This is a genomic window from Microbacterium sp. Z10_103, assembly GCF_058310455.1.
On the sequence record NZ_JBZEGK010000001.1, the window covers coordinates 1,312,018 to 1,327,863 of the forward strand.

Annotated in this window: 12 protein-coding genes and 1 tRNA gene; 8 read left to right on the top strand and 5 right to left on the bottom strand. The window is 69.6% G+C overall.

The genetic code is table 11. The features are described from left to right. Window positions 1-80: 80 nt before the first annotated feature. The 4 genes from AC4FS2_RS06125 (at window position 81) to AC4FS2_RS06140 (ending at window position 4,268) form a co-directional block, all read left to right on the top strand. The gene (locus AC4FS2_RS06125) at window positions 81-1,646 is read left to right on the top strand and encodes a deoxyguanosinetriphosphate triphosphohydrolase family protein (protein ID WP_491176711.1); all 1,566 of its coding nucleotides are present in this window, start codon (window positions 81-83) and stop codon (window positions 1,644-1,646) included. 851 nt (window positions 1,647-2,497) lie between these two features. Continuing rightward, a tRNA-Val gene (locus tag AC4FS2_RS06130) sits at window positions 2,498-2,570 on the top strand. 121 nt (window positions 2,571-2,691) lie between these two features. Then, complete coding sequence (locus AC4FS2_RS06135) at window positions 2,692-3,315, top strand: bifunctional 4-hydroxy-2-oxoglutarate aldolase/2-dehydro-3-deoxy-phosphogluconate aldolase (RefSeq protein WP_491176714.1); 624 nt, start codon at window positions 2,692-2,694, stop codon at window positions 3,313-3,315. Further along, window positions 3,312-4,268, top strand: coding sequence for a sugar kinase (locus AC4FS2_RS06140; protein WP_491176716.1), 957 nt, complete (start codon window positions 3,312-3,314; stop codon window positions 4,266-4,268). Before AC4FS2_RS06135 ends, AC4FS2_RS06140 begins: the two co-directional genes overlap by 4 nt. A 12-nt stretch (window positions 4,269-4,280) precedes the next feature. Here AC4FS2_RS06140 and AC4FS2_RS06145 read toward each other — a convergent pair whose 3' ends face one another. The 5 genes from AC4FS2_RS06145 to AC4FS2_RS06165 are packed head-to-tail and all read right to left on the bottom strand — an operon-like array spanning window position 4,281 to window position 9,599. Next, complete coding sequence (locus tag AC4FS2_RS06145) at window positions 4,281-5,033, bottom strand: IclR family transcriptional regulator (RefSeq protein WP_491176718.1); 753 nt, start codon at window positions 5,031-5,033, stop codon at window positions 4,281-4,283. A gap of 30 nt (window positions 5,034-5,063) precedes the next feature. After that, window positions 5,064-5,828 carry an SDR family NAD(P)-dependent oxidoreductase gene (locus tag AC4FS2_RS06150; protein ID WP_491176721.1) on the bottom strand — a complete coding sequence of 255 codons (765 nt, stop codon included), beginning with the start codon at window positions 5,826-5,828 and terminating at the stop codon, window positions 5,064-5,066. Continuing rightward, a complete protein-coding gene (locus AC4FS2_RS06155; RefSeq protein ID WP_491176723.1) occupies window positions 5,825-7,183 on the bottom strand; it encodes a mannitol dehydrogenase family protein in 1,359 nt (452 codons plus the stop codon). The genes AC4FS2_RS06150 and AC4FS2_RS06155 overlap by 4 nt, the downstream gene beginning before the upstream one ends. Next, entirely contained in the window at window positions 7,180-8,535 is a 1,356-nt protein-coding gene (locus AC4FS2_RS06160; RefSeq protein WP_491176725.1) for an MFS transporter, read from the bottom strand. The genes AC4FS2_RS06155 and AC4FS2_RS06160 overlap by 4 nt, the downstream gene beginning before the upstream one ends. Next, window positions 8,532-9,599, bottom strand: coding sequence for an Ldh family oxidoreductase (locus tag AC4FS2_RS06165; protein WP_491176727.1), 1,068 nt, complete (start codon window positions 9,597-9,599; stop codon window positions 8,532-8,534). The genes AC4FS2_RS06160 and AC4FS2_RS06165 overlap by 4 nt, the downstream gene beginning before the upstream one ends. Before the next feature lie 286 nt (window positions 9,600-9,885). On the opposite strand from AC4FS2_RS06165, the gene aceE reads away from it, so the two are divergent. The 4 genes from aceE to AC4FS2_RS06185 all read left to right on the top strand — a co-directional run bounded on the left by aceE (window position 9,886) and on the right by AC4FS2_RS06185 (window position 15,840). After that, a complete protein-coding gene (aceE, locus tag AC4FS2_RS06170; RefSeq protein WP_491176729.1) occupies window positions 9,886-12,612 on the top strand; it encodes a pyruvate dehydrogenase (acetyl-transferring), homodimeric type in 2,727 nt (908 codons plus the stop codon). Window positions 12,613-12,618: 6 nt separating this feature from the next. Beyond that, window positions 12,619-13,839, top strand: a complete 1,221-nt coding sequence (locus tag AC4FS2_RS06175; RefSeq protein WP_491152770.1) for a PucR family transcriptional regulator — start codon at window positions 12,619-12,621, stop codon at window positions 13,837-13,839. 82 nt (window positions 13,840-13,921) lie between these two features. Next, window positions 13,922-14,842, top strand: a complete 921-nt coding sequence (locus AC4FS2_RS06180) for an ACP S-malonyltransferase (protein WP_491152768.1) — start codon at window positions 13,922-13,924, stop codon at window positions 14,840-14,842. Beyond that, window positions 14,839-15,840: a beta-ketoacyl-ACP synthase III gene (locus AC4FS2_RS06185; protein WP_491152766.1), complete on the top strand. Its 1,002-nt coding sequence runs from the start codon at window positions 14,839-14,841 to the stop codon at window positions 15,838-15,840. Before AC4FS2_RS06180 ends, AC4FS2_RS06185 begins: the two co-directional genes overlap by 4 nt. Window positions 15,841-15,846: the final 6 nt, after the last annotated feature.

Consider the following 15,846-nt stretch of genomic DNA (forward strand, 5'->3'; position numbering starts at 1 on the left):
CGCGAGAGCGCAACGGCACCCGCCGCCGACAGTGCCACGCGTTCACCGCGGCATGACCGTCACTGGGTACACTGCGGGCCATGACGTCAGACACCGCGTCGCCCGCCTCCCCTCGCGACCTGCCCCGTGACGGGCGACAGGAAGAAACCGGGCGGCAGGATGCGCACAGCGTAGGGCGGCTGCACCCGGAGAGCGGCCGCCAGGTCACCGAGCCGTTCGCGCTCGACCTGCAGCGCATCCAGTTCTCTCCGTACTTCTCCCGCCTGTCGGCGGTCACCCAGGTCGTGTCGCCGTCGATTTCCGGAGCCCCGGTGCACAATCGCCTCACGCACACCCTGAAGGTCAGCGCGATTGCTCGCGCGGTGGCGCTGCACCTCAACGACCGTTCCCGCCGAACGGATAGGTCAGAGGTCTGTGACGTCACCGTGGTGGAATCCGCGGCCCACGCGCACGATCTCGGTCATCCTCCGTTCGGCCACCTGGGTGAATCAGTGCTCAACCGGGTGGCGCGGGAGGAGCTGGGACTTCACGACGGCTTCGAAGGCAATGCCCAGACCTACCGCATCCTGACGGCCCTGGATGTCACGGAGCAGGTTCCCCAGGGCCTCAATCTCACGGCGGCCGTGCGAGCCGCCACCGCGAAGTACCCGTGGACGGCGGTGGCGCCCGGCCAGGAGCGGGAGGACCGCGGCCTGCCGCGGGGCATGCGGCGCGACTCGGACGGCGGCGTGAGGGTCTTCAAGTACTCCGCTTACGACATCGACGCGGCCGATCTGGACCAGGCACGCTCCTTCCTGGCAATCGCGCCGCTCCGGCAGTCGGTGGAGGGCGCGGTGATGGACATCGCCGACGACATCGCGTATTCCGTGCATGACGTCGACGACTTCTATCGCGCCGGGATCCTCAATCACGCGCCGATCGCCGCCGAGTTCGATGCCTGGTTGGCCGCACCCCACGAGTGGGGGCGGCGCGAGGCGAGTGACCTCCGCGGCGATTCCGCCCACGGGGCGGCGCTCGAGCGACTGCGACGCAAGATGCGGCGCGACGACGCGTGGATCGCCGAGGACGACGCTTTCCACGAGGCCGTCGCGACGGTGCACACCGAGCTGGTCGAGGAACTTCTGGCCCGGCCGTTCGACGGCTCCCTCACGGCGGAGCGTCAACTCGCGACCTTCACCGATCGATGGATCCGCGCCCTCGAGATCTCCGTGGTGACGAGCGCCGCCGATGACGCGCGCTCGGGCCCGGTGCGCTTGTCCCCCGCCGCGTGGCACCACGTCGAGGTTCTGAAGTTCGTGCACAAGCATTTCGTCCTCAGCAGGCCCGACCTCACGATCTACCAGCGCGGACTGGGTCGGGTGCTCACCCGTTCCGTCCATGCGCTCGTCGAGTGGCTGGAAGACGCTCGCGATCGGGACCGCACGCCTCGGCGACTGCGGGAGCTGATCGAGCTCGCCCACCAGGGGTACGAGCGCTCCCGCGGCGGCGAGCACTCCCCCACCACCGGAAACGAACTGCACCGCCTGGCACAGGCGCGGGGCATCCTCGACTACGTCGCGTCCCTCACAGACGCCCAGGCGACAGCGTTCTCGGAGGCCATCTCGGGCCGTACGGACCGGTTGTGGTCGCTCGGGCAAGGCCTCTGACGGCGGGCAGCCGCCGGCTCCGGCCCCGCGGCGAGTGCGGGCGGGTGGGAACAGGCGGGGCGGCCAGTCCGGGGTTGTGCCCGGGCGGTTCGGGAGGAGATGTGCACTGCGGAGGGGGGACGGTGCCGATTCGGCCCTCCCGAAGCGCCATCTCCTCCCGAACGGTTCGGGGTCCGGGGTTAACACGCGGGGATGCAGCGGCGGGCGATGCGGAGGGACGCTGCGGCGGGCACGAGGTCGCGCCGAGCGCCTCGGGAGGAGATGTGCACTGCGGGGGGAGATGGTGCCGATTCGGCCCTCCCGAAGCGCCATCTCCTCCGGAGCGGTGCGGGGTTACGGGCGATGCGGAGGGACGAGGCGGCGGGTCGGGGTGTGCCGGGGCGTTTCGGGGCTGTGCTGGGGCGTTTGGGGAGGAGATGTGCACTGCGGAGGGGAGATGGTGCCGATTCGGTCCTCCCGAGGCGCCATCTCCTCCGAACGGTTCGGGGGTGCGGGCGATGCGGAGGGATCCGGCGGCGGGTCGGGCTGTGCCGGGGCGTTTCGGGGCTGTGCCCGAACGGTGCGGGGTGCGGGCGATGCGGAGGGATCCGGCGGCGGGTCCGGGTTGTGCCCGGGCCTTTCGGGAGGAGATGTGCACTGCGGAGGGGGGATGGTGCCGATTCGGTCCTCCCGAAGCGCCATCTCCTCCCGAACGGTCCGCAGTGCGGGCGATACGGAGGGATGCGGCGGGCCCGAGGTCGCGCCGAGCGCCTCGGGAGGAGATGTGCACTGCGGAGGGAGGGCGGCGCCGATTCGGTCCTCCGGGGCGCGAATCGACGTTCTCAAGGGCCCGCACCTAAACTGCTGAGGAGGGGCCTTTAGCTCAGCTGGTAGAGCGCCACGTTTACACCGTGGATGTCGTCGGTTCGATCCCGGCAGGGCCCACACACCCGCGCCGCGCTGGCCGCGGCGCACCGCGCCGCACGACGCGCGCGCCTGCCGCCGTTCCCCACCGCTCTCGCGACGCGCCATCGACACGCGCGCGTGCCAGAAGTAGGCTGGTTTCGTGGAACGATACGACATCCCGCGTGGCGGAACTGACGTGTTTGCGGCGCTGGAGGCTGCGTGGGCGACGTCGCCCCTGCTCCCGGTGCTTCGCACCGCCGACTCGACCCAAGCGATCGCCCATGCGCGCCTTCTGGCCGACGCCGGGCTGCAGACGATCGAACTCACCGCCACGACCCGAGACTGGCGGCTCGCCCTGGACGAGCTTCGCCCTCTCGACGTGCTCCTGGGTGTGGGCACTGTCGTGGATGCCGAGACGGCGTCCATGGCGCTCGACTCCGGCGCGGACTTCCTGGTGTCTCCGCGGTTGGCGCCCGAGGTCCGTGAGATCGCGTCGGCGCGGGACGTCCCGTTCATCGAAGGGGGCTTCACACCGACCGAACTGGCGGCGGCGCTGAGCGGAGGGATGGCCAAGCTCTTCCCCGCACACGTGGGCGGACCGGCTTACCTCCGGAGCGTGCTCGCGGTGGTTCCCGGGGCGCGGATCGTCCCGACCGGTGGGATCGAGCTGGACGACATCGACGAGTGGCTGTCTGCCGGTGCCGTGGCCGTCGGAGTCGGCTCGGCTCTCATCGCCCGACTCGCCGATGATCCGCAGGCGGTGGCGGGGCTGGCGCAGCGATGACCGACGCCATCGACGTACTCGTCCTCGGCGAACCGCTCGTCGAGCTCTCCGCCGCCGCGCCGCTGGACACCGCCGAGACCTTCTCCCTGTCGTTCTCCGGCGATGCCCTCAATTCCGCGGCTGCCGCTGCCGCCGCCGGGGCGCGCACGGCCCTTCTGACCCGCGTGGGAGACGACGAGGTCGGCCGGCGGCTGCGGCGCAACCTCGGCGAGTTGCACATCGACACCCGGCACGTGAGCGTCGGGGCGGAGCACACCGGCGCGTACCTCGTCGGGGCAGACCCCGACGGCACCCGCGACTTCGTCTATCTGCGGGCCGGGTCGGCCGCATCCCACCTGACGCCCGCAGACCTTGACCGGATCACGCCGTCCGAGGTGAAGGTGCTGCTCGTCAGCGGCATCACGATGGCCATCTCCGAGTCGGCGGCGGCAACCGTCCTCCGGGCGGTGAACGAGGTTTCCGAAGCCGGCGGCCTGGTCATCTACGACCCGAACTTCCGGCGGCGCCTGACCAGCGCCGAGGAGGCGCGAAACGCATTCCGCGCCATCGCGCCCCACTGCCACCTCGTTCTCCCGTCGTGCCCCACCGACAGCAGCGCCCTTCTCGACACGGACGATCCCCTCGTCGCCGCCGAGCGGTCACTCGAGTGGGGAGCCGCGAACGTGTGCGTGACCCAGGGTGCGGCCGGCGTGCTCTTCCACGATGGAACCGACGTGAGCCGCATCCCGCCGTCGGCCGCTCCGGTCATCGTCGACGCCACGGGGGCGGGGGATGTCTTCGCGGGAACCCTTGCCGCGTGCCTGTCACGTGGTCCTCTGGATGCCTCGGCCATCACGCTCGCCGGCGCGGCTGCCGCGCTGTCGCTGCGCGGCCAGGGGGGAACCGGATACCTTCCGACGCTCGCCGAGACGCAGAATCATGCGGCCGGCGTGAACGACCCCGCCCGCGCGTAGCGAACGCTCGGGTCAGGACCAGCCGATGCTCGCGGAGACTTCACGCGCAGTCTGAGCCACGAGGGGCCCGGCCACTTCGGGCGGCATCTCCTCGAGGTCGCTCACGAGTTGCGAGACGCTCACGGCCGCGACCACCCGCCCCGTGGCGTCGCGGACGGCAGCCGCCACGCACACCACGCCGACCTCATTCTCCTCATCGTCGAGGGCCCATCCTCGGCGCGCCGAGGCATCGAGGTCGGCGGAAAGCGCGTCCGGGGTGGTGCGCGTGTTGGGGGTCCGCGCGAGCTGGCCGGTACGTTTCACGATCGCGAGGGCGTCCTCGCGGGGAGCCCCCGCGAGGAGTGCCTTGCCGATGGCGGTGCAGTGCAGCGGTAGCGACATGCCGATGCGCGATGCCATCCGGTACGGCTTGCTGGCCTCGAGCTTGCGCACATATATCGCCTCATCGCCCGCGAGCACCGCCAGATGCACGGTGGCCCCCGTTCGAGCGCGCAGTCGGTCCAGGGCGGGATCTGCGCCGGAGAGGGTGTCGAGGCGACCGAACACCCGGCCCGCCAGCCCCATGAGTCTCGGCCCGGGGAGGTAACCGCCGGCAGCATCGACGGTGCAGAAACCGGACCGCACGAGGTCCTGGAGGATGCGGTGCACACTGGATTTCGGCAGACCCGTGGTGTGTACGAGATCAGCGAAACGCCGGTGGTCGCCCAGGGCATCAAGTACGGCGAGTACCTTCGAGGTCGCGTTGCCGCGCTGCTCTTCGTCCACTTCGGCCTCCCCCGTCACTCTAGAGCGACGTCAGTACGTTATGTGCTTCCCTCCGTCGACGATGACATCGACCCCGGTGACACCCCGCGCCCCGATGAGACCTGCGACCGCTTCGGCGACGTCATCCGGGCCCAGCGTGCGCGCCAGGGGGGCCACCGCGCGTTCGCGCGCAGCCAGTTCCGCGAACGCGTCGCCGTGGTGATCGAGCTGCCACCGCGTCGATATGGTGCCCGGTGAGACCGAATTGACCCGGATCTCGGGGCCGAGGGTGGCGGCCAGCGTGCGGGTGAGCTGAACCAGCGCCGCCTTGCTCACGCCGTACGGGATCGAAGACCCGATGCCCCGGTATGCCGAGATCGAGGCGACGTTGATGATCACGCCTCGGCTGTCCTTGAGCAGTCCGGCGAACGCCCGAGCGGTGCGGAAGGCCGCCACCACGTTGACGCTGAAGAGCTCGTTCCAGGTGTCCTCATCGAGCGCGTCGAGGTCGGCCAGCGGGATCCACCGCGTGGTGCCGGCGTTGTTGACGAGCACGTCGCAGCGTCCGAACTCCTCCTCGCAGCGCTTCGCGAGGGCACGCACCTGGGCGTCGTCGCGCACATCCGTCCGGACGGCGATGACCTGCGCTCCCGCGCTCTGGAGCCGGTCGACGGTCTCCTGGGCCGCGTCGGCGGAGCCGTTGTACGTGATGACCAAGCGATTGACGCCGGAGGCACGCAGGTTCTCGGCGATCGCCGCGCCGATTCCCGTTGCCCCTCCAGTGATGACCGCGACTCGTTCCGTGTCTTCCGTCATGACGCTCCTCTCTCGAACAGTTCCCTCACCGCGGCGTGTGCGCCTCGCCGCGCAAGAGTGTCTCGCCTGTCCGCCACTGCCGCCACGAACGTATCCGGAGCAACATGTCCCAGGCCGGCCGCACCCACGATCGTCCGCGCTTGATCCAGCCGAGTCCCTTCGGGGCGCAGAGCGGGCTCTTCAACCAGTCCACGGGCGCTGCACTCGGCCCACGCGGCGAGGCAGAGGGCCAGCCATTCCCCGTCGCGACCGTGCGCGGATGCGTATCCGAGCGGGGACACCAGACGTTGCGCCAGCTTCTGGGCACCCCCGGCGGCGATCTGGTCCAGGCGGTGGTCGATCCGGGGGTTGGCGAATCGCCGGATCGAGGACTCGGCTTCGGCGACGGGTGAAATGCCTGGTGCCTCGGGGATCGCGGGAACGAGGTCCTCTGCGAAGGCGGCCTCGAGGCCGCGGCGGAGGACGGAGTCCTGTACCGCCGCGTACGTGTTGGTGTGCCCGACCAGGAGACCCAGGTAGGCGAGCAGCGAGTGCGGCGCGTTGACCAGGTTCAGCTTGACCGCCTGCCACGGAGCGACGTCGTCGACGAAAAGCGCTCCGGCGCGTTCCCATCGCGGCCGCGCCGCGGCGAAGTGGTCCTGCAACACCCAGCGGAAGAAGGGCTCGGTCGCCACGAGCGCGGCATCCTCGGCGCCGGTGGCCTCCTGCGCCTCTCGCACGATCTCCTCCGTGGGCGCCGGCACGATCCTGTCGACGACGGCATTCGGAAAGGCCGCGCTTTCCGCCAGCCAGCGTTCCGCGCCCGACTCGCGGCGCGCCCCAGCGAACTCGAGGGCGAGGGTGCGGAGCACGTCTCCCCCGTTGAGGATGTTGTCGCAAACGACGAAGGTCGCAGCGCCTGCACCCGTGCGTTCGCGTTCGCGTGCGGTGGCCACCACCTGCCCGATCACGCTTCGCATGCCGCCATCCCCGAGGTCGTCGGCGACGAGTGCCCGGTCGAGGCGACCCGCGGCTGTGCGTGGGTACGCGGCTTCGGTGGCGGTGATCGTGATGACCTCGGTGCGTTCGTCGGCGAGGGCGCGCAGGAGCGCGTCCGGTTCCCGCCGGGCGACGATACCTGCGGTCACGACCTCCACGCGTTCTGCGGTGACTCCTCGGGCGTCGCCTTCCACCACCGTGTACGCCCACTGGTTGTCGCGCAGCGATCCGACCACTCGATCGGATCGCTGCGCGACTGCCACCACTCCCCAGCCGTCCGCGTCGCCATCGCGCTGCGCGCGAGCGGTGCCCAGCCAGGTGTGGGCGCGGGCGAAGGCGCCCGCCCCGAGGTGGACCTGCGTCCGAGAGGCGGTCATCGCCCCTGCGGGTCGCCCGGTCCGAGGTCCTCGATGTCGATGTCCTTGCCCTCCTTCGCCGCGGCGAAGGCCACGAACGACACGAGGGAGAGGATGACGAACAGGCCGGCGATCAGCCAGGGCTCGCCTCCGAGCTGCGCCTGGAGTCCCGCGGCGACGAGCGGGGTGAACCCGGCCAGGGCGGCGCCGATCTCTCGTGACGTCGCGAACCCCGAGTAGCGCACCCGCGCACCGAACAGCTCGGCATAGAACGCCGGCTGCACCGCGATCATCGGCGCCAGTCCCAGCGAGGTGGCGAGGACCAGGGCGATCCAGATGAGCACGGGCTGCCCGGTGTCGATCATGAGCCAGAACGGGAAGGCGAACGCGGCGGTGAAGATGACGCTGAACAGGTTGAGCGGTTTCCGACCGATGTGGTCCGAAAGAGCTCCGTAGATGGGCTGCAGCACGATGACGATGACGGAGAAGATGATGACGCCGGTCAGAGCGGTCGACCGCGGCAGACCGAGGGTTCCCGTGACGTAGCTCACGACGAAGGTTGCGCACAGGTAGACCAGCGCGGTGTCGGCGATGTGGGCGCCGATACCGATGAGCATGTTCTTCGGGTAGCGGCGCACGGCGTCGAGGACCGGCAGCTTGACCATCTTCTGGGTCTTGCGCATCTCCAGGAAGATGGGCGACTCCTCTACGCGCAGTCGGACGTACAGCGCGACCCCGATGAGAGCGAAGCTGAACAGGAACGGAATCCGCCAACCCCACGACAGCAGCACGTCGTCGGGCAGCATGCCGACGATGAGGAACACGACGGTGCCGAGGAGAAGACCGATCTGCACACCCGTCTGAGCGAAGGAGGTGAAGAATCCGCGCCGGGCCTGGGGGGCGTGTTCGGCGAGCAGAGTGGATGCTCCGCCGAACTCCGCGCCGGCGCCGAGACCCTGCGCCACGCGGAGGAGCACGAGCAGCAGTGGCGCGAGCAGGCCCACGGATTCGAAGGTGGGAAGCAGTCCGATGATGCCGGTGGAGACGCCCATCACGAGGGTGGTGATCACGAGCGTCGCCCGGCGGCCGATCCGGTCACCGATGTGACCGAAGAAGATGCCGCCCAGCGGACGGAACACGAAACCGACGCCGAAAGTGGCGAAGGCGAGGATGGCGCCGATGGCGGGTTCGCTGTCGGGGAAGAACAGGGGCGCGAAGACCAGGGCCGACGCCGTGCCGTAGATGAAGAAGTCGTACCACTCGAGTGCGGTGCCGACGACGGATCCGAACACCACGCGACGGAGGTCGCGTGGGCTGGTCGGTGTGGTCTGCGGCGCGGTCGCAGCATCATTGCTGGCGTGGGAAGAGCTCATGCTCGGTTCTCCTCGTTGAGGGTGGACAGGGATGGGACGTTCTGTTCGGTGGCCAGGCGGTCCAGGGCCTGGACGGTGCCGGGCGCGACCGATATTCCGGACGCGAGGCGCTGGCGACGGGTGTTCCATTCCGGCTCACCGGGCATCAGGATGCCCTGCGAGCCTTCGGCGGGCTCGGACCCGTGTACGCGCTCGCGCAGCGCTTCGACCTCGGCCGAGAATTCTTCGACATCGACGAAAGCCGCTACGTCGATCGCGATCAGGAGGGTTCCGAACGTGCCGTCGTACGCGGACGAACTTCCGCTCCCCGTCCGGCTCAGCAGCCCGGCGGCGATGTCGGCGATGAGCCCGAGGCCGTAGCCCTTGTGTCCGCCGAACGGAAGGAGGGCGCCCCCGGCGTAGAAATCACGGGGGTCGGTGGTGGCGCGGCCCTGCGGGTCGACGATGAGCCCCTCGGGGATCGACGCCCCGTTGGCCACGGCGACGGCGAGTTTGCCCTCGGCGGTCGCCGAGGTGGCGAAGTCGACGACGACAGGGGCGGTGCCCGCTGCAGCCGGGACCGCCCACGCGAGCGGGTTGGTCCCCAGCAGACGTGTCCGACCTCCCCAGGCCGCGACGGTGGGGTCTGCGTTGGCGATGGCGAAACCGACGAGGCCTCGCTCGGCCATCCGTTCGACGTACTCCCCGAGCCGGCCGACGTGCTGGCACCGGCTGAGGACGGCGGTCGAGATGCCGAACTGCGCGGCGCGTGCAGCCGCTTCGTCGGCGCCGAGGCGCGCGGTCAACTGGCCGAACGCGTTTGCACCATCGATACGGGCGACGGCCGGCGTCGGGGACTCGGCGACGACGGGGACGGCCGCGGGATCGAGGCGTCCCTGTCTGATCAAGTCCGCGTAGGGGGCGATTCGACGCACCCCGTGCGAGTCGTGGCCGCGGAGGTCGGCTTCGACGAGCGATTGCGCTACCGTCTCCGCGGTGTCGGCCGGCGCGCCGAGCGACTGGAGGAGGTTCGTCGCCCAATCCTGCAGCCTTTCGGCGCTCAGGGTCACTGCGTCGTTGATCACGTCGACGTCCTCGTCATTCGATCGGTGGCGAAAGTTCCGTGGAACAGAACGCGGTTCCATCCCCACACAGACGTTACCGCCCCACGCGCGACAGGTAAAGAGGGATCCCCCGGCGGTATCATGCGTCGTTTCGCGGACCGCGATGCGGGCGGATGCACTCCAGAAGCCTCCGACCGTGGTGTCACTCGCTAGGCTGGTGGGTGGTGCGTTGTGCGGAGCGGACAACGCTTTGCACGCACCGTTGGCGATTCCCTGGCACGATCTGCCAGCCGTAGAAAGGTCTGCCGTGACTGTTCACGATCAGGATCCGTACTCGCAGGACGCGCTCGACAGCGATCCGGATGAGACCGCAGAGTGGCAGGAGTCGCTCCAGGAGCTGGTGAAGGCCAAGGGCCACGGCCGTGGTCGCGAGATCATGCTGAGCCTGCTCAAGGCTTCGAAGGATCTCCACCTCGGCGTGCCGATGGTGCCGACCACCGACTACATCAACACCATCGCGCCCGAGAACGAGCCCGACTTCCCCGGCGACGAGGAGATCGAGCGACGCTACCGCGCCTGGATCCGGTGGAACGCGGCAATCACGGTGCACCGCGCCCAGCGGCCCGGGATCGGCGTGGGCGGGCACATCTCGACGTATGCCTCCTCCGCTGCCCTGTACGAGGTGGGCTTCAACCACTTCTTCCGCGGCGCGGATCACCCATCCGGCGGCGACCAGATCTTCATCCAGGGACACGCCTCCCCCGGCACCTATGCGCGGGCCTTCCTCGAAGGCCGGCTCACCGAGGCGCAGCTCGACGGCTTCCGTCAGGAGAAGTCGGCAGCCCCCAACGGCATCCCGTCCTACCCGCATCCGCGCCTCATGTCGGACTTCTGGCAGTTCCCGACGGTCTCGATGGGGCTCGGCCCGATCAACGCCATCTACCAGGCGATGACCAACAAGTACCTCACCAACCGCGGTATCAAAGACGCCGGAGACTCGCACGTCTGGGCGTTCCTCGGTGACGGCGAGATGGACGAGGTCGAGAGCCGCGGGCAGCTCCAGGTCGCCGCGAACGAGGGCCTCGACAACCTCACGTTCGTGATCAACGCCAACCTGCAGCGCCTCGACGGTCCCGTCCGCGGCAACGGCAAGATCATCCAGGAGCTGGAGAGCTTCTTCCGCGGCGCGGGGTGGAACGTCATCAAGGTCGTATGGGGTCGGGAGTGGGACGACCTGCTGAAGCGCGACACCGACGGCGCGCTCCTCAACCTCATGAACGTCACCCCTGACGGCGATTACCAGACCTACAAGGCCGAGAGCGGTGCCTACGTCCGCGAGAACTTCTTCGGCCGCGACGAGCGTGCCGCCGCTCTCGTGAAGGACTACAGCGACGAGCAGGTCTGGAACCTCAAGCGCGGCGGGCACGACTACCGCAAGGTGTACGCGGCGTTCAAGGCGGCTGTCGAGCACAAGGGGCAGCCGACGGTCATCATCGCCAAGACCATCAAGGGCTACGGTCTCGGACCGCACTTCGAGGGCCGCAACGCGACCCACCAGATGAAGAAGATGACTCTGGATGACCTCAAGCTCTTCCGCGACGCGATGCACATTCCGATCAGCGACGCGAAGCTCGAGGAGAACCCCTACCTCCCGCCGTACTACAACCCCGGCGCGCAGGACGAGACGATCCAGTATCTCCTGGAGCGGCGCCGGTCACTCGGCGGCTTCCTCCCGGAGCGTCGCTCGCACCACGTCGGGCTGACCCTCCCCGGCGACGACGCGTATGCGCTGCCGAAGAAGGGGTCCGGCACGCAGGAGGTCGCCACGACCATGGCGTTCGTGCGACTTCTGAAAGACCTGCTGCGCGCCAAGGACTTCGGACACCGGATCGTGCCGATCATCCCCGACGAAGCACGCACCTTCGGGATGGACGCCTATTTCCCGACCGCGAAGATCTACAACCCCAACGGCCAGCACTACACCTCGGTCGACCGGGAGCTCCTCCTGGCATACAAGGAGAGCCCGCAGGGGCAGATCATTCACGTCGGCATCAACGAGGCCGGCGCCCTGGCCGCCTTCACCGCGACGGGCACGTCCTATGCCACGCATGGTGAGCCGCTCATCCCGGTGTACGTCTTCTACTCGATGTTCGGCTTCCAGCGCACCGGTGACGCGCTGTGGGCGGCCGGCGACCAGATGGCCCGCGGATTCCTCGTCGGCGCGACCGCCGGCCGGACCACGCTGACCGGTGAAGGGCTGCAGCACGCCGACGGTCACTCTCCGCTCCTCGCGTCGACGAACCCCGCCGTCCTCAGCTACGACCCCGCGTACGGGTACGAGATCGCGCACATCGTCCGCTCGGGCATCGAGCGGATGTACGGCGGCAACCACCCCGACCCGAACGTCATGTACTACCTCACGGTCTACAACGAGCCGCTGGTCCAGCCGGCCGAGCCCGAGGGCGTGGACGTCGACGGCATCGTTCGCGGCATCCACCGCATCTCCGAGGGTCAGGGCGACGGCGCGCGTGCGCAACTCCTCGCCTCCGGCGTCGGTGTCCCGTGGGCCCTCGAAGCCCAGAAGCTGCTGAAGGACGACTGGGGGGTTGGCGCCGACGTCTGGTCCGTGACCTCGTGGGGGGAGCTGCGTCGCGACGGCCTGGCCGCGGACGCACACAATTTCCTGCACCCGGAGGACGCACCCAAGACGGCCTACATCACCGAGAAGCTCGCGGGCGCTCCGGGCCCGGTGGTTGCCGTGAGCGACTTCGAGCACGCGGTGCAGGAACAGATCCGTCCGTGGGTGCAGCACAATTTCCACACTCTCGGCGCTGACGGCTTCGGCTTCTCGGACACGCGTCCGGCTGCTCGCCGCTTCTTCAATATCGATGGGCCGTCGATCGTGGTGCGCACGCTCCAGGCGCTCGCTGCCGAAGGCGCGGTCGACCCGGGTCTCTCCGCACAGGCGATCGAGAAGTACCGCCTGCACGACGTGACCGCGGGCACGAGCGGGAACGCCGGCGGCGAAAGCTGAATCGGGATGACCGGGCGCAGCGCCACGCCGGCTGACAAGGCGGAGACGCTGGCGTGGCTGCGCCGTATCTCCGGTGACCTCGCGACCGCCACCATCCAGCGGCTCGAGGAATCGCTGCCGTGGTACGCCGAGATGCCGCCGGCCCGCCGCTCAGCGGTGGGGCTGGTGGCGCAGGCGGGCATCACGTCGTTCATCTCCTGGTACGAAGACCCGACCTCCACTCCGTGGATCGCCGCCGACATCTTCGCCGCCGCGCCCCGCGAGCTGCTGCGCAGCGTCAGCCTGCAGCAGACGCTGCAGTTGATCCGGGCGACCGTCGAAGTCACTGAGGAACGCGTCAAAGGCCGCAGCGGCAACGTCCGCGACGCCATCCTGCTGTACTCCCGCGAGGTGGCCTTCGCGGCCGCTGACGTCTACGCGCGCGCGGCCGAGGCGCGCGGGCTGTGGGATGCCAGGCTGGAGGCGCTCGTCGTCGACTCGATCCTCACCGGCGAGGCGGATGAGGAGCTCCCCAGCCGTATCGCCGCACTCGGCTGGCACGGGCACGGTGAGGTCGCCGTCCTCGTGGGGACCACTCCCCCTCAGCTCGACGTCGACCAGCTCCGCCGCACAGCCCGCAAGCTCGGCGTCGATGTGCTCATCGGTGTGCAGGGAATCCGCCTCGTCCTGGTCGTCGGCCGCGCGCAGGCGGCACGGACCGAGGACGCGGCGCCCGAGCTCCCCTTCGCCGAGATCGCCCGGCGCCTGGAACCCGGCTTCGGCTCCGGCCACCTCGTCCTCGGGCCGACCGTTCCCGCGCTGGTCGATGCCGGCCAGAGCGCCCGCGCGGCCCTCGCCGGCTTCGCGGTCGCGCGCGCGTGGCGCGGCGCTCCGCGCCCGGTGGACGCGGACGATCTCCTCCCCGAGCGCGCCCTGGCCGGCGACCCTCTGGCCAAGCAGACGCTCGTGGAACGCATCTACCGTCCGCTCCAGACGCACAGCACCGACCTGGTCTCGACCCTGTGGAGCTACCTCGACAACGGCCGCTCGCTCGAGGCGACCGCCCGCGAGCTGTTCGTGCACCCCAACACCGTCCGCTATCGCCTCAAGCGCGTGTCGGAGGTGATCGGCTGGGACGCCACCGGGCCCCGCGAGGCGCTGATCCTGCAGACCGCCCTCATCCTGGGGGCCATCGGCACCGACACCACCCGCCGTCGCGCGCCCACGCTGCGCCGGAACCCGCTGTGATGGAAGGTGGATACAAAGGTATGGCGCATTCTTGTGCGACGATCTCCGAAATCACACGCCCGATCCTTGGCAGGATGGACAAGTGATCATCGCCGTCTTCCCCGGTCAGGGTTCCCAGACCCCGGGCTTCCTTGCACCCTGGCTCGAGCTCGACGGAGCACGCGAGCGTCTCGAACGGTACTCGCACGACGCGGGTCTCGATCTCGTCGCGGCGGGGACCGAATGGGATGCGGACCGTATCCGCGATACGAAAGTCGCCCAGCCCCTCATCGTCGCGGCGAGCCTGCTGTCGTGGGCGGAGCTCACGGCGCAAGCCGACGCCGCGATCGATGGAGTCGCCGGGCACTCCGTCGGTGAGATCGCAGCGCTCGTTGCGGCGGGAGTGCTCTCCGACGACGACGGGATGCGGCTGGTTGCCCTCCGCGGACGCGCTATGGCCGACGCTGCGGCGCTGGAGCGCACAGGGATGAGCGCGGTCATCGGCGGCGATGCCGGCGACGTCCTCGCACGCTTGCAGAACCTCGACCTCACCCCGGCCAATCACAACGGCGGTGGACAGATCGTCGCCGCCGGAAGTCTGCCCGCGTTGGCCGAACTCGCCGACGTGCCGCTGCCCGGCAGCCGCGTCATCCCGCTTCAGGTCGCGGGGGCGTTCCACACGCGCTACATGGAACCCGCCGTCGAGACGCTTCGCTCGGCTGCCGCCCGCCTCTCCCCGGCCGACCCGGCCGTGACGCTGTGGACCAACTCCGACGGCTCCGTCGTCACCGACGGCCGCACCGCACTCGACCTCCTCGTCGCGCAGGTCGCCTCACCGGTCCGCTGGGATCTGTGCATGGAGTCCTTCGGCACACACGGGGTCACCGGGATCGTCGAACTCGCGCCCGCCGGTACGCTCACCGGCCTGGTCAAACGCGGCCTTCGCGGCACGCCCACCGTCGCGGTGAAGACACCCGATGACATCGCCGCAGCCGTCGCGCTGCTGAAAGGAGATGCCGCGTGAGCGCCGTCCTCGTCCAACCTCAGGGCCCGGCCCATACGCGGATCTACTCCTACGGCGCAGCGCGCGGTGAGCGCGTGGTGCCCAACGACGACCTCGTCGGGCCGATCGACTCGAGCGACGAGTGGATCCGTCAGCGGACGGGAATCATCACCCGCGTCCGCGCGAACCCCGAGACCACGGCGATCGAACTGTCCACCGACGCCGCAGCCGAGGCAATCGCCCGGTCCGGGATCCCCGCCTCGGAGATCGACACGGTGATCATCGCCACGATCAGCAACCCCCGGCAGACTCCGTCCGTGGCGGCCATCGTCGCCGACCGCGTCGGGGCGAATCCCGCTGCCGCCTATGACATGAACGCCGCGTGCGCGGGCTTTGCCTACGGTGTGGCACAGGCCGACGCGCTGATCCGCGGCGGCAGCGCCCGGTATGCCGTGGTGGTCGGGGTGGAAAAGCTCAGCGACATCGTCGATCCCACCGACCGCAGCATCTCCTTCCTGCTCGGTGACGGTGCCGGCGCGGTCGTGATCGGCCCCAGCGACACGCCCGGCATCGGGCCGACGGTGTGGGGCTCCGACGGTTCCAAGGCGGACGCCGTCACCATGAATCACACGCTCATCGAGTTCCGCGATGGCGTGGCACCGTGGCCGACGCTGCGTCAAGAGGGGCCCACAGTGTTCCGCTGGGCGGTGTGGGAGATGGTGAAGGTCGCCCGTCGAGCGCTCGAGGCCGCGGGAGTGCAGGCGTCCGATCTGGCGGCGTTCGTCCCGCACCAGGCGAACATGCGCATCATCGACGAATTCGCCAAGCAGCTCGGCCTCCCCGAGAGCGTGGTGATCGGCCGCGACATCGAGACGACCGGCAACACCTCTGCGGCATCCATCCCCCTGGCCACGCACCGCCTGCTCGAGGAGCACCCGGAGCTCAGCGGTGGCCTCGCACTGCAGATCGGCTTCGGCGCGGGGCTCGTCTTCGGCGCGCAGGTCGTCGTCCTCCCATAGCCGCAG